Origin of the sequence: Pseudomonas simiae (genome assembly GCF_900111895.1) — a bacterium.
In the GTDB taxonomy this organism is placed as follows: domain Bacteria; phylum Pseudomonadota; class Gammaproteobacteria; order Pseudomonadales; family Pseudomonadaceae; genus Aquipseudomonas; species Aquipseudomonas simiae.
Map to the genome: position 1 here is coordinate 381,161 of NZ_FOKB01000001.1, position 24,915 is coordinate 406,075.

Genomic DNA, 24,915 nt, shown 5'->3' on the forward strand with positions numbered 1-24,915 from the left:
TCATTGCCAATGACAAGGAAGCAGTCGCATGTCAGTCGAGTCAGACGTATCCCTGGATGGGAAGAAGTTAACGATCGTGGTCAAAGGCCGGTTCGATTTCGGCAGTCACCAGACGTTTCGTGATGCCTACGAACGGTTTTACAAGGTTCCCGAGTCGTACGTCGTCGACTTGAAGGAAACCACCTACATGGACAGTTCGGCCTTGGGCATGCTCCTGCTCCTGCGTGACCACGCGGGTGGCGACCAGTCCGAGGTCAGGGTGGTCAATAGCAACTCAGACGTGCGCAAGATCCTCGCCATCTCCAACTTCGACAAGCTGTTCGACATCAGTTGAGCGCCCTGGCCCCGGTCCTTGAACCGCTGACGATCCTGATCGCCGAAGACAGCGCCGCCGATTTGCTGTTGCTGTCGACCATCGTGCGACGCCAAGGTCACCAGGTGCTCACGGCCACCAATGGCGCTGAAGCGGTCGACGTGTTTACCCGTGAGCGCCCGCAACTGGTGTTGATGGATGCCCTGATGCCGGTGATGGACGGCTTTGAGGCGGCACGGCGGATCAAGCAGTTGGCGGGTGAAGAGTTGGTGCCGCTGATTTTCCTCACCTCCCTGCGCGAGAGCGAAGCGCTGGCCCAGTGCCTGGATGCCGGCGGTGATGACTTCCTGCCCAAACCCTACAACCAGCTTATTCTCGCGGCGAAGATCAACGCCATGGACCGCCTGCGTCGGTTGCAGGCGACGGTCTTGCAGCAGCGCGACCTGATCGCCAAGCATCACGACTATCTCCTGCATGAGCAGCGAGTGGCCAAGGCGGTGTTCGATAAGGTCGCGCATTCGGGCTGTATCAATGCCGCGCCGAATATTCGCTACCTGCAATCGCCCTATGCGCTGTTCAACGGTGACCTGTTGTTGGCGGCCTACACGCCGTCCGGTGATATGCACGTGCTGCTCGGCGACTTCACCGGCCATGGCCTGCCGGCAGCGGTGGGGGCCATGCCTCTGGCAGAAGTGTTCTATGGCATGACCGCCAAAGGCTATGGCCTCGCGCAGACCCTGCGGGAGATGAACGCCAAACTCAAACGCATCCTGCCGGTGGACATGTTCTGCTGCGCCACCCTGTTGTGTCTGAGCACGCAGCGACGGGTGGTGGAGGTATGGAACGGCGGCATGCCCGAAGGCTACAGGCATGAAATCGCCACCGGCCGGCGCACGCCGCTGGAATCGCGGCACTTGCCGTTGGGGGTACTGTCGGCGCAAGCCTTTGATGATCGTACTGAAGTCTGGCCCATGGCCCTGGGTGACCGGGTGTTCCTGCTGTCTGATGGGGTGTTGGATACCGCCGATGCCAACGATCAACTGTTCGGCGCCGAACGCTTGCAACAGGTGTTTGCCGCCAATCGCGAGCCTGATCGTTTATTTGAAGACATCGAGCAGGCCCTGGCGGCGTTTCGCGGTGAAGTGCGCGATGACGTGAGCATGGTGGAAATCACCTTGCAGCCTGACCAGCAACTGCGCGCCACGGGGCCGTTGTATGCGGACAGCGGGCAGTCGTGTCCGCTGGATTGGTCGGTGAGTTTCGAGTTTCGCGCCGAGACCTTGAAGCGTTACAACCCGTTGCCGTATCTGCTGCAACTGTTGTTGGAGATTCATGGGTTGCGTGAGCAAAGTGGGGCGCTCTACAGCGTGATGGCGGAGCTGTATTCCAATGCCCTGGAGCACGGCGTCTTGGGTCTGGACTCTCGGCTCAAGCGTGACGCCCAAGGGTTTGCCGAGTATTACCGTCAGCGTAATGACCGCCTCGCGCAACTCAATAGCGGGTATATACGGGTGCATGTGCAGGTGGTGCCGATCGGGGCAGGTGGGAAGATGACCCTGCGCATTGAAGACAGCGGTTCGGGGTTTGATGTGGAGCAGGTGCTGGCGCGGCCGCTGGATATCGACCGTCTGTCTGGCCGTGGCTTGAGTCTGGTACGGCAGTTGAGCAGCGAGGTAGGCTGGTCGGATGGTGGGCGCAGTGTGTGCGTGGAGTTTTCCTGGGAGGCTCTGGCATAATCCGCCGATTCTTGATCAAGGAGCGAGCAAGTGGTTGATCTACATCTGGACCCGGCGGTGTTGTCGGGTTTGCAGGAAGTCATGGAAGGCGAGTATCCGAAGTTGCTTGATACCTTTCTCGATGATTCCCAGAAGCGCGTCGAGGCGCTGCGCAAGGCGCGGGATGATGCGAAGGCGTTGGGGCGGATTGCGCATAGTTTCAAAGGGAGTAGCGGTAACCTTGGGGCGGTGCGGTTGGCGCAGTTGTGTCAGCGGCTGGAGGTTGAGTCGGTTGAATCCACTACGGATTTGGGGGCGCTCGTGGATCAGATTGATCATGAGTTTGCGTTGGTTAAGCCGATGTATGAGTCGGAGCGGCAGCGGTTTGGGGTTTGAGTCGCTGTAAGCGCGAAACCCTAAGCGGCCTTTACCGAGAAAATGGATATTTACTCGGTCGATATACCAACCTGGCCCAACTCTTGCTCTACCTCCAGATACTGCATCCCCGACCCCTATGCAGTGGAGACCTTTACCTATGCCAGTCGCCCCGAATTCGCTCCTTCAGGCTGCCCCCGCGGCCAAGCCTCAAGCGCCCACCGCCAACCCACCGGCAGTGGCAGCGGACCCACGGGACAAGGGCCCTGGCTTCGCTCAAGTGTTTGCCAGCCAGGGTTCCAAGCCCACGGCCAAGGCCGACGACAACGCGCCCAAATCCACCGCAGGCAAGCCTTCCGACGCCAGCGCCAAGCCGGCAGCGGGCAACGACAAGCCTGCCGCCAGCACACCAGCCGTTGCCGATAGCGGCAAACCCTTGCCTGCCACCCCTCCGGCCAACACCGACGACAGTGCCAGCAAGGATGACGACGCGCCCGCCGACCCGTCCCTGGTGCAGCAGCCCCCGGTGGACCCGGTCGTCGACCCTGCATTGATTGCCACCGTCACCCCGGTGGCCGTGCCGGTGCCGGTTGAAACCCCAGCGCCTGTCACCAACAAGGATGAAAAAGCCCTGCCGGTGGTGGCGGCGCCGGTCGCTGCGACTGAGGAGGCCAAGCCGGCCTTCGATCCAGAGGCCGATCCCTTGGACGCCATGCCCGCCGTGCGCCTGGCGATGGAGCAGGGCGGTCACGTGTCGGCCAGCAGTCAGGCCCAGGCAAAAACCGCTTCGGCACCGACTCAGGATCAACCCACCGCCGCACAGAACTTTGCCGCAGGCCTGGCCACTATGGTCGACCAGCAAGCCACCAAGGACAGCACTGACCAGGGCGGTGACAAGGCTTTCAGCGGGCTGATCGACGACGGTCTCAAGGACCTGAAGAACGCCAGCAGCGACACCCGTGTCGATGACTTCGCCAACCGTCTGGCCGCGTTGACGCAAGCCGCCACGCCGAAGACCGCCAACGCTTTGCCGCCGGTGACCAATGCGCCATTGGCCATGCACCAGAGCGGCTGGACCGACGAAATCGTCAACCGCGTGATGTACCTGTCCAGCGCCAACCTCAAGTCGGCGGAGATCCAGTTGCAGCCGGCTGAACTCGGTCGCCTGGACATCAAGGTCAACATGACCGCCGACCAGCAGGCCCAGGTCAACTTCATGAGCGCCCATCCGGTGGTACGTGAGGCGTTGGAAAGCCAGTCCGGCCGTTTGCGGGAGATGTTCGCCCAGCAGGGCATGGGCCAAGTGGATGTGAACGTGTCCGACCAGTCCCGTGGCCAGGAGCAACAGCAGCAACAGGCCCAGACCCGTGGCGTGAGCGGCAGCGGCGGGCGCGGTGGTGATAACAGCGACAGTGGTAGCCACATTGATGTGGCTGAAGCCGTGGCGCCGGTCACCTCAACCGTAATCGGCTCCAGCGCCGTCGATTACTACGCCTGACTCGAGCCCTGCACAGGCCCAAATGTGGGAGCGGGCTTGCTCGCGAAAGCGGTGTATCAGTCGCTGAATCAGTCGACTGACCTATTGCTTTCGCGATCAAGCCCGCTCCCACATGGGACCTGTTCCATGGCCAATATCGTAGCCCTCTTCCAAATCCACCAGACAACTCTGGCATAACACTTGCTCTTGCCTTTCCGTAGATCTATGAATTCCCGAATAGTGACGGATTATTGGCATGGCGAAGAGCGACGACGCAGCAAAAGCACCCGCAGGCAAAGGTAAGCTCAAGCTTATCCTGTTGATAGTCGTGGGCCTGCTCCTGGCCATCGGCGCCTCGGTCGGCGGCACTTGGTACATTATGCACAGCAATGCCAGCAAGCCGGCACCCGCTGCCGAAACCGCCAGTAACGTCAAGCAACCGGCAATCTTCGAGCCGATGCTTCCGGCCTTTGTCGCCAACTTCAATCAGAACGGCCGTCAGCGCTACCTGCAGGTGAGCATCACGTTGCTCGCCCGCAACCAGTCGGACCTGGACGCCCTCAAGGTGCACATGCCAGTGATCCGCAACAACCTGGTGATGCTGTTCTCCAGTCAGGCCTTCGACACACTTGCCACCCCGGTGGGCCAGGAAATGCTGCGCCAGAAGGTCACGGCCAGCGTGCAGGAAGTGGCCCAGAAGGAACTCGGCAAAGTCGTGGTCGAGCAGGCGCTCTTCACTAACTTCGTATTGCAGTAGGATCACGACATGGCCGTGCAAGACCTGCTGTCCCAGGATGAAATCGACGCGCTGCTGCATGGCGTCGACGATGGTCTGGTACAGACCGAAATGGCTGCCGAGCCCGGCAGCGTCAAAAGTTATGACCTCACCAGCCAGGATCGTATCGTCCGTGGGCGCATGCCGACCCTGGAGATGATCAACGAACGTTTCGCCCGTTACACCCGCATCAGCATGTTCAACATGCTGCGCCGTTCGGCGGACGTGGCGGTGGGCGGCGTGCAGGTGATGAAGTTCGGCGAGTACGTGCACTCGCTGTACGTGCCCACCAGCCTCAACCTGGTCAAGATCAAGCCGCTGCGCGGCACCGCGCTGTTCATCCTCGATGCCAAACTGGTGTTCAAGCTGGTGGACAACTTCTTCGGTGGCGACGGCCGTCACGCCAAGATCGAAGGGCGTGAGTTCACGCCTACCGAACTGCGTGTGGTGCGCATGGTGCTGGAACAGGCTTTCATCGACTTGAAAGAAGCCTGGCAGGCGATCATGGAAGTCAATTTCGAGTACATCAACTCGGAAGTGAACCCGGCCATGGCCAACATCGTCGGACCCAGCGAAGCCATCGTGGTGTCGACCTTCCACATCGAACTCGATGGCGGTGGCGGCGACCTGCACGTGACCATGCCTTACTCGATGATCGAGCCGGTGCGCGAGATGCTCGACGCCGGTTTCCAGTCCGACCTGGACGACCAGGACGAACGCTGGGTCAAGGCTCTGCGCGAAGACCTGCTGGACGTCGACGTTCCACTGAGCGCCACCGTGGCCCGTCGCCAATTGCGCCTGCGCGATATTTTGCACATGCAGCCGGGGGACATCATCCCCGTCGAATTGCCGGAAGAAATGATCATGCGCGCCAACGGCGTGCCGTCGTTCAAGGTCAAGCTCGGTTCCCACAAGGGCAACCTGGCACTGCAAGTGGTCGAGCCGATCAACCGTCGCTGATTCGCCCTAATTAATTTATGAATGTTTGCTCCGCCGAGGACATGTAATGGCTACCGAACACGAAAACACTTCCGCCGAAGACCAGGCCCTGGCTGACGAATGGGCGGCAGCCTTGGAAGAAACCGGCGATGTCGGCCAGGACGACATTGACGCGCTGCTGGCCGCTGACGCCGCCACCGCGCCGGCCGGCAACCGCCTGCCGATGGAAGAATTCGGCAGCGTGCCGAAAAACAACGAACCGGTGACCCTCGACGGCCCGAACCTGGATGTGATCCTCGATATCCCGGTGTCGATCTCCATGGAAGTCGGCAGCACCGAAATCAACATTCGCAACCTGCTGCAACTCAACCAGGGCTCGGTGATCGAGTTGGACCGCCTGGCCGGCGAACCGCTGGACGTGCTGGTCAACGGCACCCTGATTGCCCACGGAGAAGTGGTGGTGGTCAACGAGAAGTTCGGCATCCGCCTGACCGACGTGATCAGCCCGAGTGAACGCATCAAGAAGTTGCGCTGATATGAAGTATTCGATGGCGGGACTGTTTCTGGCGCTGCCATTGAGCGCCCTGGCGGCTGAACCGGCCGCGCACGCGACCGCCGCGGCTGCGCCGGTGGTAAGCAGCGGTATCGGCGGGCAATTGACCCAGTTGGTGCTGGGCCTGTTGCTGGTGGTGGGTTTGATCTTCGCACTGGCGTGGTTGCTGCGCCGCGTGCAGCGCGTGGGGCCGGGCAACGGCCAGGTGATCGAGATGATCGGTTCCCGCGCCCTCGGCCCGCGTGATCGGCTGGTGCTGGTGCAAGTGGGCGAGGAGCAGATCCTGCTGGGCATCACGCCCGGTCGCATTACTCCGTTGCATGTGCTCAAGACCCCGGTGAGCGTGGATCAGAACCCGCCCGCCACGCCAGAATTCGCCCAGCGCCTGATGGAATTGCTGGGCAAGGATCAGAAGGATAAGAAGTAATGCGCGTTTTATTGACGCTCATGCTGTTGCTGGCGGCGCCATTGGCGTTTGGCGCCGACCCGTTGTCGATCCCGGCGATTACGCTGGGGACCAACGCGACCGGCGCGCAGGAATACTCGGTCAGCCTGCAGATCCTGCTGATCATGACGGCGCTGAGCTTTATCCCGGCGTTCGTCATGCTGATGACCAGCTTCACGCGGATCATCATCGTGTTCTCGATCCTGCGCCAGGCCCTGGGCCTGCAGCAGACGCCGTCGAACCAGATCCTCACCGGCATGGCCCTGTTCCTGACGCTGTTCATCATGGCGCCGGTGTTCGACAAGGTGAACCAGCAAGCCCTGCAACCTTACCTGGCGGAAAAAATGACCGCCCAGGACGCAATCGACAAGGCCCAGGGCCCGATCAAGGACTTTATGCTGTCGCAGACCCGCTCCAGCGACCTTGAACTGTTCATGCGCCTGTCCAAGCGGACCGACATCGCTACGCCGGATCAGGCGCCGCTGACGATCCTGGTGCCGGCGTTCGTCACGTCGGAATTGAAGACCGCATTCCAGATCGGTTTCATGATCTTCATCCCGTTCCTGATCATCGACCTGGTGGTGGCGAGCGTGCTGATGGCCATGGGTATGATGATGCTGTCGCCGCTGATCATTTCGTTGCCGTTCAAGATCATGCTGTTTGTGCTGGTGGACGGCTGGGCGCTGATTATCGGCACCCTGGCCGGCAGTTTCGGCGGGGTATAGCGCGATGACGCCAGAAGTAGCCGTCGACCTGTTCCGTGAAGCGCTGTGGCTGACCACCGTGATGGTCGCCGTGCTGGTAGTGCCAAGCCTGTTGGTGGGCCTGCTGGTGGCGATGTTCCAGGCCGCGACCCAGATCAACGAACAGACCTTGAGCTTTTTGCCGCGTCTGCTGGTGATGCTGGTTACCCTGATCGTGGCCGGCCCTTGGCTGGTGCAGACATTCATGGAATACATCCTGCAGTTGTACGGCAGTATTCCGCAGTTGATCGGCTGACCTGATGCAGTCGTTGCTGGCGTTGACCGACACCCAGATCAGCACCTGGGTGGCGTCTTTCATCCTGCCAATGTTCCGGGTGACGGCGATGTTGATGGCCATGCCGGTGTTTGGTACCACCCTCGTACCACGCCGCGTGCGCCTGTACTTTGCGGTGGCGATTACCGTGGTGATCGTGCCGGGCTTACCGCCGATGCCGCCGGTCAATGCCATCGATCTCAGTGCGTTGCTGTTGATTGCCGAGCAGATCCTGATCGGCGCGCTGATGGGCTTTTCCCTGACGCTGTTTTTCCAGGCCTTTGTGGTGGCCGGCCAAATCATCTCGATCCAGATGGGCATGGGCTTCGCCTCCATGGTCGACCCTACTAACGGTGTGTCGGCGGCGGTAATCGGTCAGTTCCTGACCATGCTGGTGACCTTGCTGTTCCTGGCGATGAATGGCCATCTGGTGGCGTTCGAGGTGATGACCGAAAGCTTCACCACCTTGCCGGTAGGGTCGGGGTTGGTGGTCAATCACTTCTGGGAGGTCGTCGGACGCCTGGGTTGGGTATTCGGCGCGTCGCTGTTGCTGGTGTTGCCGGCGATAACCGCGTTGCTGGTGGTCAACATCGCGTTCGGTGTGATGACCCGCGCGGCGCCGCAATTGAACATCTTCTCGATTGGCTTCCCGTTGACCCTGGTATTGGGCATGGGGATTTTCTGGGTCGGCCTGGCCGACATTCTCAATCAGTATCAACCGCTGGCGACCGACGCCTTGCAGTTCTTACGTGATCTGGCACGGGCGCGCTGAGCCATGGCCGAGAGCGAGAGTGGTCAGGACAAAACAGAAGACCCCACGGAGAAACGCAAAAAAGACTCCAGGGAAAAGGGCGAGATTGCGCGCTCCAAAGAGCTGAATACCGTTGCCACCATGATGGCGGGTGCCGGCGCCTTGCTGATCTACGGTGGCGGCCTGGCGCTGGACCTGATGGAGTTGATGAAGCACAACTTCACTTTGCCCCGCGACGTGTTGCTCAATCCCGATGCCATGGGCCAATACCTGCTGCACTCGGGCAAGATCGCGATCCTGGCGGTACAACCGATTCTGATCACCTTGCTGCTGGCTGCACTGATCGGCCCGGTCGCCCTGGGTGGCTGGCTGTTCGCCGCCGGCAGCATGGCGCCCAAGTTCAGTCGGATGAACCCTGCTGCGGGGCTCAAGCGCATGTTTTCCACCAAGGCCCTGGTGGAGTTGCTCAAGGCCCTGGCCAAATTCATTCTGATCCTGTTTGTGGCGCTGATGGTGTTGTCGTCCGACATCGACGACCTGCTGCGCATCGCCCATGAACCGCTGGAGTCGGCAATCATCCACAGCGTGCAAGTGGTGGGCTGGAGCGCGTTGTGGATGGCCGCCGGGCTGATCATCATTGCTGCCGTGGATGCGCCGATCCAGCTGTGGGAAAGCCACAAGAAATTGCTGATGACCAAGCAGGAAGTGCGCGACGAGCACAAGGACCAGGAAGGTCGCCCAGAGGTCAAACAGCGTATTCGCCAGCTGCAGCGCGAAATGTCCCAGCGCAAGATGATGGCCGCGGTGCCCGACGCCGACGTGGTCATCACCAACCCGACCCACTATGCGGTAGCCCTCAAGTACGACCCGGAGAAGGGTGGCGCGCCGATGCTGCTGGCCAAGGGCAGCGACTTTACCGCGCTGAAAATCCGCGAAATCGCCGTGGCCAATGACATCCTGCTGCTGGAATCGCCGGAACTGGCGCGGTCGATCTTCTATTCCACTGACCTGGACCAGGAAATCCCGGCCGGGCTCTACCTGGCCGTGGCCCAGGTGCTGGCGTATGTCTATCAGATCCGTCAGTACCGCGCGGGCAAGGGCAAGCGGCCTGACCCGCTCAAGGACCTGCCAATCCCGCCGGACCTGCGCCGCGATTCCTGATCGGCTCCGCCTTACCATTCCTCCTGATCGCCCGTCTACCTGTCAACTTTGACAGTAGTCATCCTCTGCGTCTCGCAGTTCTACTACAACCAGCACTGCGCGCAGGCGGTAAACAAGATGCAGGGAGAGGTGGTTTTGAAGGTGTTCAGAGGCACAGTCAAATCTTATGACCGCAAGACAGGGAAAGGTTGGATTGCCCTGGAAGGTGAGGACGACGTGCAAGTGGATCTCTTCGGTTCACGCGGCATTTGGCTTGCCGTGGGCCAGCAAGTGGAATTTCGCATGATCCACCGACCCTGTGGCGTGTATGCGTTAGACGCCACAGTTGTCCCGCACGTCCTTGAATGAGATGTGAGGAGAACGGTAATGGCAACAGGCACGGTGAAATGGTTTAACGCGGAGAAGGGGTTTGGGTTTATTACCCCTGACGATGGCAGCGCTGATGTTTTTGTCCGCTATTCGGCCATCAAGAGCGACGGTTTCAAGACCCTTGAAGAGGGGCAAAAAGTCGAGTTCGAGGTTACCCAAGGCGCCAAAGGTGCTCAGGCTGAAAACGTCCGCGTCCTATGAACCTCATGATTGTTTCAGTAGACGCTAAAAAAGCGTCGACTGGGTGTACGGAGACTAGTTAGCGGCTTTCCCAGGGGCCGCCTCAACACCTTGCCGGACATTTCCGCTGTAGCAGCAGGCGGACACAAATCCAAACTGTGGGAGCGGGCTTGCTCGCGAATGCTGACGATCAGTCGCCAGATGTGCTGGCTGACCCTCCGCCTTCGCGAGCAAGCCCGCTCCCACATTTGAATCGATTTACACTTTTTTTGGGGGGTGGGCGGTTGCTTATGAGCTCGTCAACGCTCGCGCCGCAAGCGATCTAACCGGGAAAACAAAAGTTGGAAGGCTTCTTGCAATACCACCTGCAAGACGCCTGACCGCGTCAAAACTTTGCTTCAAGGAAACGAGGAATACCGGTGGTGGATCGCTCTCAAATGCTCGGCACGGCCCGGACGACCCTGACTGACCTCTCGCGAGGCAATCTAGGTGTGCCGTTGTTGTTGCTGGTGATGCTGGCAATGATGATGTTGCCGATGCCGCCGTTCCTGCTGGACGTGTTCTTCACCTTCAACATTGCCCTTTCCGTCGTGGTACTGCTGGTCTGCGTGTACGCCCTGCGGCCTTTGGATTTCGCCGTATTCCCGACCATTCTGCTGGTGGCGACCCTGCTGCGACTGGCGCTCAACGTCGCGTCCACCCGTGTGGTCATGCTCCACGGTCAGGACGGTCACGCTGCCGCCGGTAAGGTGATCCAGGCCTTCGGTGAGGTGGTGATCGGCGGTAACTACGTGGTCGGTATCGTGGTGTTCGCGATCCTGATGATCATCAACTTCGTGGTAGTAACCAAGGGCGCCGGGCGGATTTCCGAGGTGAGCGCGCGGTTTACCCTCGATGCGATGCCCGGCAAGCAGATGGCGATCGACGCTGACCTCAACGCCGGCCTGATCGACCAGAACCAAGCCAAGTCGCGCCGCCTGGAAGTGGCCCAGGAAGCCGAGTTCTACGGTTCCATGGACGGTGCCAGCAAGTTCGTGCGTGGTGATGCCATCGCCGGCCTGCTGATTCTGTTCATCAACCTCATCGGCGGTATGGCCGTGGGTATCTTCCAGCACGGCATGACCTTCGGCGATGCGGGCAAGGTGTACGCCCTGCTGACCATCGGTGACGGTTTAGTGGCGCAATTGCCATCACTGTTGTTATCTACAGCTGCGGCGATCATGGTGACTCGTGCTTCGGGCTCCGAAGACATGGGCAAGCAGATCAGCCGGCAGATGTTTGCCTCGCCCAAGGCCTTGGCCGTGGCGGCGGGCATCATGGCGATCATGGGTATTGTACCGGGCATGCCCCACGTGTCGTTCCTGAGCATGGCAGCCATGGCGGCTGGCGGTGCTTACCTGTTCTGGAAAAAGCAGAATGCGGTCAAGGTCCAGGCCCAGCAAGAGATCGCGCGCCAGCAGGAACTGCTGCCTTCCCCGGCCCGCGCTCAGGAAACCAAGGAGCTGGGCTGGGATGACGTGACCCCGATCGACATGATCGGCCTGGAAGTCGGCTACCGCCTGATCCCGCTGGTGGACCGCAACCAGGGCGGCCAATTGCTCGCGCGGATCAAGGGCGTGCGCAAGAAGCTGTCCCAGGACCTGGGCTTTTTGATGCCCACCGTGCACATCCGCGACAACCTCGACCTGGCTCCGAGTGCCTATCGCCTGACCCTCATGGGCGTGATCCTGGCCGAAGCCGAGATCTACCCAGACCGCGAACTGGCGATCAACCCAGGGCAGGTGTTCGGCAGCCTCAACGGTATTACCGCCAAAGATCCGGCTTTTGGCCTGGACGCGGTGTGGATCGAAATCAGCCAGCGCAGCCAGGCACAATCCCTCGGCTACACCGTGGTGGACGCCAGCACCGTGGTCGCCACCCACCTCAACCAGATCCTGTACAAGCACTCCCATGAGCTGATTGGCCATGAGGAAGTCCAGCAATTGATGGGTTTGCTGGCCAAAGCGTCGCCGAAACTGGCCGAAGAGCTGGTGCCGGGTGTGCTGTCGCTGTCGCAGTTGCTCAAGGTGTTGCAGGCATTGCTGGCCGAACAGGTGCCGGTACGGGACATCCGCAGCATTGCCGAGGCCATCGCCAACAATGCCGCCAAGAGTCAAGATACTGCCGCCCTGGTGGCCGCGGTGCGCGTCGGATTGTCGCGTGCAATCGTCCAAAGCATTGTAGGGCTTGACTCCGAGCTGCCTGTGATCACCTTGGAACCAAGGTTGGAACAAATATTGCTCAATAGTATTCAGAAGGCAGGACAAGGCCAGGAAGAGGGCGTTCTGCTGGAGCCAAGCATGGCTGAGAAGCTGCAGCGTTCGTTGATCGACGCCGCACAGCGCCAGGAAATGCAGGGCCAACCGGTGATTCTGCTGGTGGCAGGCCCCGTCCGGGCGATGTTGTCGCGGTTTGGACGCCTGGCAGTACCGAATTTGCACGTTTTGGCTTATCAGGAAATTCCTGACAACAAGCAAGTGACTATCGTCGCGACAGTAGGCCCCAATGGCTGAGGGTAGTGGGTTATGCAAGTGAAGCGTTTTTTCGCCGCCGATATGCGTCAGGCCATGAAACTGGTTCGTGATGAGCTGGGCGCTGACGCCGCGATTATCGGAAACCGTCGTATTGCCGGCGGTGTCGAGCTGACGGCTGCCCTGGATTACACCCCCCAGGCCCTGGCGCCGCGTGTGCCGAACATGGAGCTCGAAGACGAGCTGCGCAAGACTGCTTCACGCATTGTCTCGGCCCAGGCGGAACTGAGCATGCGCGGCGACAGCGATGCCACCACTAATCGCCAGTTGTTCGCCGGCCTGCCGCTGACCGCTTCGGAGCCGCTGGTCGAGCCGACCTTCAAAGAACCGCCACGTCCTGCTGCGCCTGCTCCGGCGCCTGCGGTTGACCAGCGGGTGTTCGACTCGATGCGCTTTGAACTCAATGGCCTGCGTGAGCTGCTGGAAGTGCAGCTTGGCTCGTTGGCCTGGAACCAGCTGCAAGGCAGCAAGCCGCAACAGGCCAACCTGTGGCGGCGCCTGCAACGTATCGGCTTGTCCGGCCCGTTGTCCCGCGACCTGCTGGCCTTGACCACCGAAATCGAAGAGCCTCGCCAGGCTTGGCGCATGTTGCTGGCCCACCTGGCACGGATGATCGTTACCCCGGAAATCGAACCATTGGAAGAGGGCGGTGTGATCGCCATGGTCGGCCCTGCCGGCATGGGCAAGACCACCACCCTGGCCAAGCTGGCGGCCCGTTACGTACTCAAATACGGCGCACAGAATATCGCGCTGGTGAGCATGGACAGCTACCGTATTGGTGCCCAGGAGCAGCTCAAGACGCTGGGCCGTATTCTCAATGTATCGGTGACTCACGTCGACCCGGGCCAGTCCCTGGCCAACGCCCTCGACCCGCTGCTGCGCAAACGCGTGGTATTGATCGATACCGCCGGCCTGCAAGCCAGCGACCCGGCATTGCGCATGCAGCTTGAAAGCCTGGCCGGACGTGGCATCAAATCGAAAAACTACCTGGTGCTTGCAACCACCAGCCAGAAACAGGTTCTTACCGCTGCGTATCACAGCTACAAACGCTGCGGCCTGGCCGGTTGCATCCTCACCAAGCTCGACGAAACCGCGAGCCTGGGCGAGGTGTTGAGCCTGGCCATCAGTCATGAATTGCCGGTCGCTTACCTGACCGACGGGCCGCGGATCCCGGATGATCTGCATCTGCCGCGCCGTCATCAGTTGGTCAGCCGTGCAGTCAGCGTGCAAATGCAAGAAGAGCCTAGCGAGGAAGCGATGGCTGATATGTTCGCCGACCTTTATCACAACCCGGCAAAACGGGTCGGTTGAGGGCAGGATGAACACCGTGAAATGTATCTACATCGATGGTCTGCAAGCGATTCACGCGGCCAAGCCATGTAGCCTGCGTCTAAGCAAGACAAGGTAAAGAAATAAAATGGGCAGCATGCATCCCGTACAGGTGATCGCGGTGACCGGCGGCAAAGGTGGCGTCGGGAAAACTAACGTGTCAGTGAATTTGTCCCTGGCCCTGGCAGAGCTTGGCCGTCGCGTCATGCTGTTGGATGCTGACCTGGGCCTGGCGAACGTCGACGTTCTGCTGGGGCTGACGCCCAAACATACCCTTGCCGATGTGATCGAGGGCCGCTGCGAGCTGCGCGATGTGCTGCTGCAGGGCCCCGGTGGCATCCGCATCGTGCCGGCTGCCTCGGGCACCCAGAGCATGGTGCACCTGAGCCCGGCGCAGCATGCCGGCCTCATCCAGGCGTTCAGTGATATCGGCGATAACCTCGACGTGCTGGTGATTGACACCGCCGCCGGGATCGGCGAGTCCGTGGTCAGCTTCGTGCGCGCCGCGCAGGAAGTGTTGCTGGTGGTCTGCGACGAACCCACCTCGATCACCGACGCCTACGCCCTGATCAAACTGCTTAACCGTGACTACGGCATGAACCGCTTCCGCGTCTTGGCCAACATGGCCCAGAGCCCGCAGGAAGGGCGCAACCTGTTCGCCAAGTTGACCAAGGTCACGGATCGTTTCCTCGATGTCGCCTTACAATACGTCGGCGCAGTGCCCTACGACGAGTGTGTGCGCAAGGCTGTGCAAAAGCAGCGTGCAGTCTACGAAGCGTTCCCTCGTTCCAAGTGCGCATTGGCGTTCAAGGCTATTGCCCAGAAGGTCGATACCTGGCCGTTGCCCGCCAACCCACGGGGGCATCTGGAGTTTTTCGTCGAGCGATTGGTGCATCAGACGAGCGCAGGACCCGTGCTATGACAGCGACTGGCTACAACGCTTACAAGAGGTCTGCCCGTGACAGTCAGGGCGAGTTGATCGAGCGCTACGCGCCCTTGGTCAAGCGCATTGCCTACCACCTGCTGGCACGCCTGCCGGCCAGCGTCCAGGTCGAAGACCTGATCCAGGCGGGCATGATCGGCCTGCTCGAAGTGTCGACCAAATATGACGCGAGCAAGGGCGCGAGTTTCGAGACGTATGCGGGGATCCGTATCCGTGGTGCGATGCTTGATGAGGTGCGTAAAGGTGACTGGGCGCCGCGTTCGGTGCATCGCAATACGCGCATGGTCAGTGACGCAATTCGCGCAATTGAAGCAAAAACCGGTCGCGACGCTAAAGATCACGAAGTTGCGGCCGAACTCCAATTGAGTCTCGACGATTACTACGGGATTTTGAACGATACCTTGGGCAGCCGCCTGTTCAGTTTCGACGACCTGTTGCAGGACGGCGAACACGAAGGGCTGCACGAGGACGGCGCGAGCGCTCATATGGAGCCATCGCGTGACCTGGAAGATGAGCGTTTCCAGGGGGCGTTGGCGGACGCGATTGCCAATTTGCCGGAGCGTGAGCGACTGGTGTTGGCGTTGTACTACGACGAAGAGCTGAACCTCAAGGAAATCGGTGAGGTCCTGGGGGTCAGCGAGTCGCGGGTCAGCCAGTTGCACAGCCAGTGCGCAGCCCGCTTGCGGGGGCGTTTGGGAGAGTGGCGAGCGCGCTGACAGGCAGTGTGGGGACACTGCAGACGAGACCGTGAGGGCGACCAGCCTTCGCGGGTTCGACCCGTGGTGCCCTCGGCAGTCCTTTTTGTGTAATGCCTGTTGATTGAAATGGCGCGTCCAGGTGCTGGGCGCGTTTAAGACTGCTTGGAGGTCGAATTGGACAAGAACATGAAAATCCTCATCGTTGATGACTTCTCAACGATGCGGCGGATCATAAAAAACCTGTTGCGTGACCTTGGGTTCACTAACACGGTCGAGGCGGATGACGGCATTACGGCCATTCCGATCCTCAACAGCGGGAGCATCGACTTTCTGGTAACGGACTGGAACATGCCGGGCATGACCGGTATCGACTTGCTGCGCCACGTACGTGCTGACGAAAAGCTGCGCGGCCTGCCTGTGCTGATGGTGACCGCCGAAGCCAAGCGTGAGCAGATCATCGAAGCCGCCCAAGCTGGGGTAAACGGTTACGTGGTCAAGCCATTCACTGCATTGGCCTTGAAAGAGAAGATTGAAAAAATCTTCGACCGCATCGGTCATTGATGCTGCCACGGGGGAGCTATGGAGCATAAAGAATCATCGCAGGCCGACTTCGAGTCGACCCTGAAAAAGCATGCTCACCAGTTGGTCGAAAGCCTTGAAAAAGGTCAGTTCGGCGACGCGGTGCAGTTGATCCATGAGCTCAACCAGACCCGTGATCGCGGCCTGTACCAGGAAGTGGGCAAGCTCACACGCGAGCTGCACAGTGCGATCGTCAATTTCCAGATTGACCCACACATGCCCCAGGCTGAGGAAATCTCGCAGATCACTGATGCCACCGAACGCCTGTCCTATGTGGTCAGGCTGACTGAGGCAGCGGCCAACCGCACCATGGACCTGGTGGAAAACGCCACGCCTCTGGTCAACGGTATGGCCAACGAAGCCCAGGCCCTGAGCAACGACTGGGGCCGTTTCATGCGCCGCGAAGTCGGCGCTGAAGAGTTTCGTGAGTTGGCGCGTCGGGTCGAAGGGTTCTTGTCACGCAGCGAGCAGGAAAACCGCACGGTTTCCAGCAACCTCAACGACATTCTGCTCGCCCAGGATTACCAGGACCTCACCGGTCAGGTGATCAAGCGTGTGACCCAGTTGGTCACCGAAGTGGAAAGCAACTTGCTCAAATTGGTGCTTATGGCAGGCCAGGTTGACCGTTTTGCCGGCATTGAACATGACCGCGAAGCGATCCTCTCGGAAAAAGATCCAAAAAAACATCTCGCCAAGGGTGAAGGTCCGCAGATTCATGCCGATAAACGTGAAGACGTTGTATCGGGTCAAGATGATGTTGATGACCTGTTATCCAGTTTAGGCTTCTAAGGAGCACCCACATGAGCTTCGGCGCCGATGAAGAAATCCTTCAGGATTTCCTTGTAGAGGCCGGCGAAATTTTAGAGCAGTTGTCCGAGCAACTGGTCGAGCTGGAAAGCCGACCGGATGATGCGAACCTGCTCAATGCAATTTTTCGCGGTTTTCACACTGTAAAAGGGGGCGCCGGCTTCCTCCAGCTCCATGAGCTGGTGGAATGCTGCCACATTGCCGAGAACGTGTTCGACATCCTGCGCAAGGGTGAGCGTCACGTTGATTCGGAATTGATGGACGTGATTCTCGAAGCACTGGATGCGGTCAACGGCATGTTCAGCGAAGTCCGCGAACGTGCCCCGATCACCGCGGCCACTCCGGAACTGTTGGCTGCGCTGGCACGTTATGCGGAGCCCGCCGACCTGTCGGCTGCGCCGGTAGCAGAAGCAGCACCCGAGCCAGTGGCTGAGGCCGAGCCGGATGTGACCGACAGCGAATTCGAGCAGTTGCTCAACTCCCTCAGTGCCGTGAAGGCCGAGGCAGAAGCACCGGCTGCGGCTGTTGCCGCGCCAACCAGCGAAGACATCACTGACGCTGAGTTCGAATCCCTGCTTGACCAGTTGCATGGCAAAGGCCAGTTCGCGGCCGACGCCGTGACACCCGCCGCTGTGTCGGAAGCGCCGGCAGCACCGACCGCCAATGCCAACACCGATATCACCGACGACGAATTCGAAGCGTTGCTCGACCAACTGCACGGCAAGGGCACCTTCGTGGCCGACGCCTTGCCGGAAGTCGCCGCCACGGCCGCAGCGCCTGCTGCGGCCAGTGCAGCACCGGCCGGCGACGGCCTGATCTCCGATCATGAGTTCGAATCGCTGCTGGACGAACTGCACGGCAAGGGCAAGTTCAGCGAAGTGGCCCCAGCGGCGACGGTTGCCACGGCTGCTCCGGTTGCCGCCAAAGCTGCAGCGCCTGCCCCTGCACCAGCGGCCAAGCCTGCGCCGGCTGCCGCACCTGCTCCGGCACGTGCCGCCGCCGCACCGGTTGCCGATAAACCCGCCAGTGAAGCCGAAACCACCGTGCGCGTTGATACCGCACGCCTGGACGACATCATGAACATGGTCGGCGAACTGGTACTGGTGCGTAACCGCCTGGTGCGCCTGGGCCTGAGCAGCGGCGATGAAGCCATGCAAAAGGCCGTGTCGAACCTCGACGTGGTGACCGCCGACCTGCAGACCGCCGTGATGAAAACCCGGATGCAGCCGATCAAGAAAGTCTTCGGCCGCTTCCCGCGCCTGGTTCGTGACCTGGCACGCCAGTTGAAGAAAGAAATCAACCTGGAACTGGTGGGTGAAGAAACCGACCTCGACAAGAACCTTGTCGAGGCCCTGGCCGACCCGCTGGTCCACTTGGTGCGCAACGCTGTCGACCACGGTGTGGAAACCCCGGAAGAACGCGAAGCCTCGGGCAAGTCCCGCAACGGCAAAGTGATCCTGGCGGCGGAGCAAGAGGGCGACCACATCCTGTTGTCGATCACTGACGACGGCAAGGGCATGGACCCGGCGATATTGCGCAATATCGCGGTCAAGCGTGGCGTGATGGACAAGGACGCCGCCGACCGCCTGACCGATAGCGAGTGCTACAACCTGATCTTCGCCCCGGGCTTCTCGACCAAGACCGAGATTTCCGACGTGTCCGGCCGTGGCGTCGGCATGGACGTGGTGAAGACCAAGATCAGCCAGCTCAACGGCTCGATCAACATCTACTCGACCAAGGGCCAGGGCTCGAAGATCGTCATCAAGGTGCCGTTGACCTTGGCGATCATGCCGACCCTGATGGTGATGCTGGGCAACCAGGCCTTCGCTTTCCCGCTGGTCAACGTCAACGAGATCTTCCACCTCGACCTGTCGCGCACCAATGTGGTGGACGGCCAGGAAGTGGTGATCGTGCGCGACAAGGCATTGCCACTGTTCTACCTCAAGCGCTGGCTGGTGGCATCGGCCAAGCATGAAGAGCAGCGCGAAGGCCATGTGGTGATTCTTTCGGTGGGCACCCAGCGCATCGGCTTCGTGGTCGATCAACTGGTGGGCCAGGAAGAAGTGGTCATCAAGCCTTTGGGCAAAATGCTGCAGGGAACCCCGGGCATGTCGGGTGCGACCATTACCGGTGACGGCCGGATCGCGCTGATTCTCGATGTTCCGAGCATGCTCAAGCGTTACGCCGCTCGGCGTATTTGATTCTGGTGGGGCAGGGCGGTAGTGCCCGCCCCGCCTAACGGAGTGTTTATGGCAGTCAAGGTCCTGGTGGTGGACGATTCGGGTTTCTTCCGTCGCCGCGTCTCGGAAATTCTTTCCGCCGATCCAAGCATCCAGGTGGTCGGTACGGCCACCAACGGCAAAGAGGCGATTGATCAAGCCATTGCGTTGAAACCGGACGTGATCACCATGGACTACGAGATGCCAATGATGGATGGCATCACGGCAGTCCGGCACATCATGCAACGTTGCCCGACCCCGGTGTTGATGTTCTCCTCGCTGACTCACGAAGGCGCCCGGGTCACCCTGGATGCGCTGGACGCCGGCGCGGTGGATTTTCTGCCGAAGAATTTCGAAGACATCTCGCGCAACCCCGAGAAGGTCAAGCAGATGCTGTGCGAGAAGGTGCACAGCATTTCGCGCAGTAACCGTCGTAGCCTGTTCAGTGCGCCTGCGCCAGCACCCGTTGCTGCGCCTGCTGCTCCCACCAGTTCTTCGTATAGTCGCCCGGCGCCTGCGCCGGTTACACGGCCTGCGGCGCCGCCGGTACGTACGGCTGCACCTGCGGCGGCGTATTCGCCTGCACCCAAGCGCAAAGCCTATAAGCTGGTCGCCATCGGTACGTCCACGGGCGGCCCGGTTGCCCTGCAACGCGTATTGACCCAGTTGCCGGCCAACTTCCCGGCGCCGATCGTTCTGATCCAGCACATGCCCGCTGCGTTCACCAAGGCCTTTGCCGAGCGCCTGGACAAACTGTGCCGCATCAGCGTCAAGGAAGCCGAGGATGGCGACATCCTGCGTCCGGGTCTGGCGCTGCTGGCGCCGGGTGGCAAGCAGATGATGGTGGACGGCCGCGGCGCGATCAAAATCCTGCCGGGTGACGAGCGTCTGAACTACAAGCCATGCGTGGATATCACCTTCGGATCGGCGGCCAAGTCCTACGGCGACAAAGTTCTGGCGGTGGTGCTTACCGGCATGGGCGCCGACGGCCGTGAAGGCGCGCGCCTGCTCAAGCAAGGCGGCAGCGCCATCTGGGCCCAGGACGAAGCCAGCTGCGTGATCTACGGCATGCCCATGGCCATCGTCAAGGCCGACCTGGCTGACGCTGTCTACAGCCTGGACGACATCGGCAAGCATCTGGTGGAGGCCTGCCTCTGATGGATGTCCTGAGCCTGATCGGCATCATCATGGCGTTTGTCGCGATCATTGGCGGCAACTACCTTGAAGGCGGCCACCTCGGCGCCCTGGCCAACGGCCCGGCGGCGCTGATCGTGATCGGTGGCACCGTGGGTGCTGCGTTGTTGCAATCGCCCCTGAGCTCGTTCAAGCGTGCCATGCAGATTCTGGTGTGGATCATCTTCCCGCCACGTGTCGACCTGCCGGGCGGCATCGACCGTGTAGTCAACTGGAGTCTCACCGCGCGCAAGGAAGGCCTGCTGGGGCTGGAAGGCGTGGCCGATGCCGAGCCGGACAGCTACGCGCGCAAAGGCCTGCAATTGCTGGTGGACGGGGCCGAGCCGGAAGCGATCCGCAGCATCCTGGAAGTGGATTTTTATACCCAGGAAAGCCGCGACATCAACGCCGCCAAAGTCTTTGAAAGCATGGGCGGTTATGCGCCGACCATCGGCATCATCGGTGCGGTGATGGGCCTGATCCACGTGATGGGCAACCTGGCCGACCCTTCGCAACTGGGCAGCGGTATTGCCGTGGCGTTTGTCGCCACCATCTACGGCGTAGCCAGTGCCAACCTGGTGTTGTTGCCGGTGGCGAGCAAACTCAAGTCGATCGCCATGCGCCAGTCGCGTTACCGCGAAATGTTGTTGGAAGGTATTTTGTCGATTGCCGAGGGCGAGAACCCGCGCTCCATCGAATTGAAGCTCCAGGGCTTCATGGATTGATGGGAGGTATGCATTGTGAGCCGTCGCCGTCGCGAGCCTGAAGAACACGTCAACCATGAGCGGTGGCTGGTGTCCTACGCGGACTTCATTACCCTGCTGTTCGCCTTTTTCGTGGTGATGTACTCCATCTCGTCGATCAACGAAGGCAAGTACAAGGTCATTTCCCAGGCCTTGATCGGCGTGTTCAACGACGCCGATCGCTCGCTCAAGGCCATTCCCATCGGCGAGGAGCGACCCAAGACCGTGACCCCGGCCAAGCCGCTGGTCAACGACAGCGATGAAACCGCTGCCGGGGTGGGTGGCACCAGTGATCCGCTGAAAAGCATCGCCGATGACATCAGCGCAGCGTTTGGCGACCTGATCAGTTCCAACCAGATGACCGTGCGCGGCAACGAGTTGTGGGTGGAGATCGAGCTCAATTCCAGCCTGCTGTTTGCCAGCGCCGATGCGTTGCCGAGCGACCAGGCGTTTACCATCATCGACAAGGTGGCGGCGATCCTCAAGCCGTTTGAAAACCCGATCCATGTCGAAGGCTTCACCGACAATTTCCCGATCAGCACCGCGCAGTACCCGACCAACTGGGAGCTGTCCTCGGCGCGCGCTTCAAGCATCGTGCGCATGTTGGCGATGCAGGGCATAAACCCTGGACGCCTGGCGTCGGTGGGCTATGGCGAGTTCCAGCCGGTGGCCAATAACGCGACGGCAGAGGGCCGCGCGAAGAACCGTCGGGTGGTGCTGGTGGTGTCGCGCAACCTGGATGTGCGTCGCAGCCTGACTGGCACCGGCACCGCCAATGCAACACCGGATGCGGCCTTGAAGCGGGCTGGCACACAAACTGCACCGCCCCCTGTAAAACCGCCGGTTCGTCAGAGCGCCGTCAATTCTCCGTCGCCGGCTCAATAACCCTATGCAATGTCTCGGTCGCGCCTGTGCCTGCCGGGAGGAACCAACCGAATGAGAGTCTGGGCAGTTGCCAATCAAAAAGGTGGAGTCGGCAAGACCACCACTTCTATCGCCTTAGCCGGCTTGCTGGCCGAGGCGGGCAAGCGCGTGGTTGTGGTGGACCTGGACCCCCATGGCTCCATGACCAGCTATTTCGGCTATGACCCGGACGCGCTGGAACACAGCAACTACGACCTGTTCCTGCACAAAGGCAGCGTACCGGCCGATTTGCCTGGGCAACTGCTGCTGCCCACCAGTAACGAAAGCATTTCCCTGCTGCCGTCCAGCACCGCCCTCGCCACCCTTGAGCGCCAGTCGCCGGGGCAGAGCGGGTTGGGTCTGGTGATCGCCAAGACCCTGGCGCAACTGTGGCAGGACTTCGACTACGCGATCATCGACAGCCCGCCGCTGCTTGGGGTGTTGATGGTCAATGCCTTGGCGGCGAGCCAGCAGTTGGTGATCCCGGTGCAAACCGAGCACTTGGCCGTCAAAGGCCTGGAGCGCATGGTCAGCACCCTGGCGATGATCAACCGTTCGCGCAAACAGGCGCTGCCGTTCAGCATCGTGCCGACCTTGTTCGACCGTCGTACCCAGGCCTCCCTCGGCACCCTGCGCGTGTTACGCGATGCCTACCCGGACACCATCTGGAACGGCTACATCCCGGTGGACACGCGCCTGCGTGATGCCAGCCGTGCGGGCCTCGCGCCGTCGCAGTTCGACTCGAAAAGCCGCGGCGTACTGGCCTACCGTGCGTTGCTCAAGCACCTGCTGTCGCAGCAACTTGTGGCGCAGGTGGCGTGATGAACCGTCCCGTAGAACTCAAGACCCGGCCGCAACTGGCACTGGAATCCTACCTGGATGCCTTGTTGCAGGATGCGACCGCGCAAGAATTTCCGGAACCGATCCTGGTACTGGAACCGGCTGTTGAACCAGAAGCCGTACTGGATGAATTCCAGTTGGCGGTGCTGGAAGAACAAGCCCGGGATGCGCGAAGCGTGGTGCCGATGACACCGCAGGTGGCGCCGGTGGTGGTTGCCCCTGCCGTGGTCGAGCCAGTGGTGGAAGTGCACCTGCCGCCGAGCATCACGCCGCCGCCGGTGGCCGGTGATGACCGCCCGAGCTGGGCTGCCGAACCGTTCGAATGCCTGCTGTTCGACGTCGCCGGCTTGACCCTGGCAGTTCCGCTGGTGTGCCTAGGCTCGATCTACTCCCTGGAGGGTCAGGAGCTGACGCCGTTGTTCGGGCAACCGGAGTGGTTTCTTGGCATCCTGCCCAGCCAGGCCGGCAACCTGAAAGTCCTGGACACCGCGCGCTGGGTGATGCCCGACCGCTACCGCGACGACTTCCGCCAAGGCTTGCAATACGTGATCTCGGTGCAGGGCTACGAGTGGGGGTTGGCGGTGCATCAAGTCAGCCGCTCGTTGCGCCTGGACCCGAACGAAATCAAATGGCGCAGCCACCGAGGCCAACGGCCTTGGCTGGCGGGCACCGTGATCGAACATATGTGCGCGTTGCTCGACGTCGCCGAACTGGCCGAGTTGATCGCCAGCGGTGCCGTTAAGGCGATGCCAGTGAACAAACGCAGTTGATTGGACAATAAGGGCCGCACGCGCGTGCGGCCAATAGAAGTACACACGCCGCCTACATCGGCATTTGAAGGGGTCAGAGATATGAACAAGTCAGCGTCCGCACAAGGTTTGGATGATCCGATCCTGCAATGGGTTACCTTCAAACTGGACAACGAAACCTACGGTATTAACGTGATGCGCGTGCAGGAAGTGCTGCGCTACACCGAGATCGCTCCGGTTCCCGGTGCGCCAAGCTATGTGCTGGGCATCATCAACCTGCGCGGCAACGTGGTGACGGTGATCGACACCCGCCAGCGTTTTGGCCTGGGCACGGTCGAAGTCAGCGACAACACGCGTATCGTCATCATCGAAGCCGACAAGCAAGTGGTCGGGATCATGGTCGACAGCGTCGCGGAAGTGGTCTACCTGCGCCAATCGGAAGTGGAAACCGCGCCGAACGTGGGCAACGAGGAATCGGCCAAGTTCATCCAGGGCGTGTGCAACAAGAACAACGAACTGTTGATTCTGGTTGAGCTGGACAAGATGATGAGCGAAGAAGAATGGTCGGAACTGGAGAGCATCTGATTGTTCCTTGAAGCTGCGGTGATCGTCCTGGCCCTGTTGTGGGCCGGGACCTTGGCGTTTCTGTTGCGCTATGTGCGTCAGCAGCGCGAATGGTTGTTGCAGCAGGCTGAGCGTGATGCTGTGCGTGACCGGCGCGTGCTTGAGTTGGTGAAGCGGGTCGATCATTACCAGCAGAGTGCGGTGAGGGTGGGGGATGAGGTGCATGAACTGCGCGCGATTCTTGCGCCGTTGCCGGACAAGCTGGCGCAGATCGAGCAGCGGGATCCTTCGAGTCTTTCGTTTGCCCAGGCTGCCAAGCTGGTGGGGATGGGGGCTACGGTGGATGAGCTGACGCAGTCGTGTGGGTTGACTCAGGCTGAGGCGCAATTGATGAGCAAGTTGCATAAGAGCTGATTGAGTACATATCCATTATTTGGGTAACGGCTGCTATTGGTTCCGCCCCAACACTCGGCACCTCGCCTCGCCTCGGCTCGGTGTGGTGCCCTCACTCCAAAGCCTGCGTTCGGCCAGCGTGTTTGACGGGGCGCCTTAGATCACAAGCAGAAGCGCGGCGGCCTAGTAGCCGACCGGTTTCTGGAAGCCGGTCTCAGTTTCAAATGTGGGAGCGGGCTTGCTCGCGAAGGCGGCGTGTCAGCGATTACATCGCTAACTGATCCACCGCTTTCGCGAGCAAGCCCGCTCCCACAATTTAGATCTCCTATATCAGG

The 24,915-nt window shown here is 60.7% G+C and carries 27 protein-coding genes; all 27 read left to right on the top strand.

Annotated features, from left to right (window positions below; translation table 11 throughout):
- Positions 1–28 precede the first annotated feature (28 nt).
- The 27 genes from BMZ57_RS01745 (at position 29) to BMZ57_RS01880 (ending at position 24,601) form a co-directional block, all read left to right on the top strand.
- Positions 29–334: an STAS domain-containing protein gene (locus BMZ57_RS01745; RefSeq protein WP_010208748.1), complete on the top strand. Its 306-nt coding sequence runs from the start codon at positions 29–31 to the stop codon at positions 332–334.
- Entirely contained in the window at positions 331–2,049 is a 1,719-nt protein-coding gene (locus BMZ57_RS01750; RefSeq protein WP_044287602.1) for an ATP-binding SpoIIE family protein phosphatase, read from the top strand. Before BMZ57_RS01745 ends, BMZ57_RS01750 begins: the two co-directional genes overlap by 4 nt.
- 30 nt (positions 2,050–2,079) lie before the next feature.
- Positions 2,080–2,424, top strand: a complete 345-nt coding sequence (locus BMZ57_RS01755) for an Hpt domain-containing protein (protein WP_010208750.1) — start codon at positions 2,080–2,082, stop codon at positions 2,422–2,424.
- A gap of 139 nt (positions 2,425–2,563) precedes the next feature.
- On the top strand, positions 2,564–3,901 hold the full coding sequence (locus BMZ57_RS01760) for a flagellar hook-length control protein FliK (protein ID WP_021490836.1): 1,338 nt from the start codon (positions 2,564–2,566) through the stop codon (positions 3,899–3,901).
- 235 nt (positions 3,902–4,136) lie between these two features.
- Positions 4,137–4,637, top strand: coding sequence for a flagellar basal body-associated protein FliL (gene fliL, locus BMZ57_RS01765; RefSeq protein WP_010208753.1), 501 nt, complete (start codon positions 4,137–4,139; stop codon positions 4,635–4,637).
- Between the two features lie 9 nt (positions 4,638–4,646).
- Entirely contained in the window at positions 4,647–5,615 is a 969-nt protein-coding gene (gene fliM / locus BMZ57_RS01770) for a flagellar motor switch protein FliM (protein WP_010208755.1), read from the top strand.
- A 46-nt stretch (positions 5,616–5,661) separates the two neighbouring features.
- Positions 5,662–6,129 carry a flagellar motor switch protein FliN gene (gene fliN, locus BMZ57_RS01775; RefSeq protein ID WP_010208756.1) on the top strand — a complete coding sequence of 156 codons (468 nt, stop codon included), beginning with the start codon at positions 5,662–5,664 and terminating at the stop codon, positions 6,127–6,129.
- Position 6,130: 1 nt separating this feature from the next.
- Complete coding sequence (gene fliO / locus BMZ57_RS01780) at positions 6,131–6,574, top strand: flagellar biosynthetic protein FliO (protein ID WP_010208758.1); 444 nt, start codon at positions 6,131–6,133, stop codon at positions 6,572–6,574.
- Positions 6,574–7,317, top strand: coding sequence for a flagellar type III secretion system pore protein FliP (gene fliP / locus BMZ57_RS01785; protein WP_010208759.1), 744 nt, complete (start codon positions 6,574–6,576; stop codon positions 7,315–7,317). The genes fliO and fliP overlap by 1 nt, the downstream gene beginning before the upstream one ends.
- 4 nt (positions 7,318–7,321) lie before the next feature.
- On the top strand, positions 7,322–7,591 hold the full coding sequence (gene fliQ, locus BMZ57_RS01790; protein ID WP_010208761.1) for a flagellar biosynthesis protein FliQ: 270 nt from the start codon (positions 7,322–7,324) through the stop codon (positions 7,589–7,591).
- Positions 7,592–7,595: 4 nt separating this feature from the next.
- Positions 7,596–8,381: a flagellar biosynthetic protein FliR gene (gene fliR / locus BMZ57_RS01795; RefSeq protein ID WP_021490834.1), complete on the top strand. Its 786-nt coding sequence runs from the start codon at positions 7,596–7,598 to the stop codon at positions 8,379–8,381.
- 3 nt (positions 8,382–8,384) lie between these two features.
- A complete protein-coding gene (gene flhB / locus BMZ57_RS01800; protein ID WP_010208764.1) occupies positions 8,385–9,521 on the top strand; it encodes a flagellar biosynthesis protein FlhB in 1,137 nt (378 codons plus the stop codon).
- A gap of 366 nt (positions 9,522–9,887) precedes the next feature.
- Entirely contained in the window at positions 9,888–10,091 is a 204-nt protein-coding gene (gene cspE / locus BMZ57_RS01810) for a transcription antiterminator/RNA stability regulator CspE (protein ID WP_069673211.1), read from the top strand.
- Between the two features lie 416 nt (positions 10,092–10,507).
- Positions 10,508–12,622 (top strand): flagellar biosynthesis protein FlhA, encoded by a 2,115-nt coding sequence (gene flhA, locus BMZ57_RS01815; RefSeq protein WP_197999020.1) that lies wholly within the window; start codon positions 10,508–10,510, stop codon positions 12,620–12,622.
- Positions 12,623–12,634: 12 nt separating this feature from the next.
- Positions 12,635–13,951 carry a flagellar biosynthesis GTPase FlhF gene (flhF, locus tag BMZ57_RS01820; protein ID WP_010208769.1) on the top strand — a complete coding sequence of 439 codons (1,317 nt, stop codon included), beginning with the start codon at positions 12,635–12,637 and terminating at the stop codon, positions 13,949–13,951.
- Positions 13,952–14,057: 106 nt separating this feature from the next.
- Positions 14,058–14,891, top strand: a complete 834-nt coding sequence (gene fleN, locus BMZ57_RS01825) for a flagellar synthesis regulator FleN (RefSeq protein WP_003192912.1) — start codon at positions 14,058–14,060, stop codon at positions 14,889–14,891.
- Entirely contained in the window at positions 14,888–15,628 is a 741-nt protein-coding gene (gene fliA / locus BMZ57_RS01830) for an RNA polymerase sigma factor FliA (protein WP_010208770.1), read from the top strand. The genes fleN and fliA overlap by 4 nt, the downstream gene beginning before the upstream one ends.
- 168 nt (positions 15,629–15,796) lie before the next feature.
- The gene (locus BMZ57_RS01835) at positions 15,797–16,171 is read left to right on the top strand and encodes a chemotaxis response regulator CheY (protein WP_162098512.1); all 375 of its coding nucleotides are present in this window, start codon (positions 15,797–15,799) and stop codon (positions 16,169–16,171) included.
- A gap of 18 nt (positions 16,172–16,189) precedes the next feature.
- The gene (locus BMZ57_RS01840) at positions 16,190–16,978 is read left to right on the top strand and encodes a protein phosphatase CheZ (protein WP_010208772.1); all 789 of its coding nucleotides are present in this window, start codon (positions 16,190–16,192) and stop codon (positions 16,976–16,978) included.
- 11 nt (positions 16,979–16,989) lie between these two features.
- Complete coding sequence (locus tag BMZ57_RS01845; protein WP_010208773.1) at positions 16,990–19,197, top strand: chemotaxis protein CheA; 2,208 nt, start codon at positions 16,990–16,992, stop codon at positions 19,195–19,197.
- Between the two features lie 48 nt (positions 19,198–19,245).
- The gene (locus BMZ57_RS01850) at positions 19,246–20,373 is read left to right on the top strand and encodes a protein-glutamate methylesterase/protein-glutamine glutaminase (protein ID WP_042571863.1); all 1,128 of its coding nucleotides are present in this window, start codon (positions 19,246–19,248) and stop codon (positions 20,371–20,373) included.
- Entirely contained in the window at positions 20,373–21,113 is a 741-nt protein-coding gene (locus BMZ57_RS01855) for a flagellar motor protein (RefSeq protein WP_010208778.1), read from the top strand. The genes BMZ57_RS01850 and BMZ57_RS01855 overlap by 1 nt, the downstream gene beginning before the upstream one ends.
- Before the next feature lie 15 nt (positions 21,114–21,128).
- Complete coding sequence (gene motD, locus BMZ57_RS01860) at positions 21,129–22,016, top strand: flagellar motor protein MotD (RefSeq protein WP_010208779.1); 888 nt, start codon at positions 21,129–21,131, stop codon at positions 22,014–22,016.
- Positions 22,017–22,067: 51 nt separating this feature from the next.
- Entirely contained in the window at positions 22,068–22,856 is a 789-nt protein-coding gene (locus tag BMZ57_RS01865; RefSeq protein ID WP_010208781.1) for a ParA family protein, read from the top strand.
- Positions 22,856–23,644: a CheW domain-containing protein gene (locus BMZ57_RS01870; protein WP_010208784.1), complete on the top strand. Its 789-nt coding sequence runs from the start codon at positions 22,856–22,858 to the stop codon at positions 23,642–23,644. Before BMZ57_RS01865 ends, BMZ57_RS01870 begins: the two co-directional genes overlap by 1 nt.
- Positions 23,645–23,725: 81 nt before the next feature.
- Complete coding sequence (locus tag BMZ57_RS01875) at positions 23,726–24,208, top strand: chemotaxis protein CheW (protein WP_010208785.1); 483 nt, start codon at positions 23,726–23,728, stop codon at positions 24,206–24,208.
- On the top strand, positions 24,209–24,601 hold the full coding sequence (locus tag BMZ57_RS01880; RefSeq protein WP_010208786.1) for a DUF2802 domain-containing protein: 393 nt from the start codon (positions 24,209–24,211) through the stop codon (positions 24,599–24,601).
- Positions 24,602–24,915 lie beyond the last annotated feature (314 nt).

Coding starts and splice junctions, on each gene's coding strand:
- BMZ57_RS01760 (WP_021490836.1), top strand. CDS start 2,564: ATGCCAGTCGCCCCGAATTCGCTCCTTCAGGCTGCCCCCGCGGCCAAG.
- fliA (WP_010208770.1), top strand. CDS start 14,888: ATGACAGCGACTGGCTACAACGCTTACAAGAGGTCTGCCCGTGACAGT.
- fliO (WP_010208758.1), top strand. CDS start 6,131: ATGAAGTATTCGATGGCGGGACTGTTTCTGGCGCTGCCATTGAGCGCC.
- flhA (WP_197999020.1), top strand. CDS start 10,508: ATGCTCGGCACGGCCCGGACGACCCTGACTGACCTCTCGCGAGGCAAT.
- fliL (WP_010208753.1), top strand. CDS start 4,137: ATGGCGAAGAGCGACGACGCAGCAAAAGCACCCGCAGGCAAAGGTAAG.
- fleN (WP_003192912.1), top strand. CDS start 14,058: ATGGGCAGCATGCATCCCGTACAGGTGATCGCGGTGACCGGCGGCAAA.
- BMZ57_RS01850 (WP_042571863.1), top strand. CDS start 19,246: ATGGCAGTCAAGGTCCTGGTGGTGGACGATTCGGGTTTCTTCCGTCGC.
- BMZ57_RS01845 (WP_010208773.1), top strand. CDS start 16,990: ATGAGCTTCGGCGCCGATGAAGAAATCCTTCAGGATTTCCTTGTAGAG.
- BMZ57_RS01840 (WP_010208772.1), top strand. CDS start 16,190: ATGGAGCATAAAGAATCATCGCAGGCCGACTTCGAGTCGACCCTGAAA.
- fliQ (WP_010208761.1), top strand. CDS start 7,322: ATGACGCCAGAAGTAGCCGTCGACCTGTTCCGTGAAGCGCTGTGGCTG.
- fliM (WP_010208755.1), top strand. CDS start 4,647: ATGGCCGTGCAAGACCTGCTGTCCCAGGATGAAATCGACGCGCTGCTG.
- flhB (WP_010208764.1), top strand. CDS start 8,385: ATGGCCGAGAGCGAGAGTGGTCAGGACAAAACAGAAGACCCCACGGAG.
- BMZ57_RS01855 (WP_010208778.1), top strand. CDS start 20,373: ATGGATGTCCTGAGCCTGATCGGCATCATCATGGCGTTTGTCGCGATC.
- BMZ57_RS01875 (WP_010208785.1), top strand. CDS start 23,726: ATGAACAAGTCAGCGTCCGCACAAGGTTTGGATGATCCGATCCTGCAA.
- flhF (WP_010208769.1), top strand. CDS start 12,635: ATGCAAGTGAAGCGTTTTTTCGCCGCCGATATGCGTCAGGCCATGAAA.
- BMZ57_RS01865 (WP_010208781.1), top strand. CDS start 22,068: ATGAGAGTCTGGGCAGTTGCCAATCAAAAAGGTGGAGTCGGCAAGACC.
- BMZ57_RS01835 (WP_162098512.1), top strand. CDS start 15,797: ATGAAAATCCTCATCGTTGATGACTTCTCAACGATGCGGCGGATCATA.
- fliR (WP_021490834.1), top strand. CDS start 7,596: ATGCAGTCGTTGCTGGCGTTGACCGACACCCAGATCAGCACCTGGGTG.
- BMZ57_RS01870 (WP_010208784.1), top strand. CDS start 22,856: ATGAACCGTCCCGTAGAACTCAAGACCCGGCCGCAACTGGCACTGGAA.
- fliP (WP_010208759.1), top strand. CDS start 6,574: ATGCGCGTTTTATTGACGCTCATGCTGTTGCTGGCGGCGCCATTGGCG.
- fliN (WP_010208756.1), top strand. CDS start 5,662: ATGGCTACCGAACACGAAAACACTTCCGCCGAAGACCAGGCCCTGGCT.
- cspE (WP_069673211.1), top strand. CDS start 9,888: ATGGCAACAGGCACGGTGAAATGGTTTAACGCGGAGAAGGGGTTTGGG.
- BMZ57_RS01745 (WP_010208748.1), top strand. CDS start 29: ATGTCAGTCGAGTCAGACGTATCCCTGGATGGGAAGAAGTTAACGATC.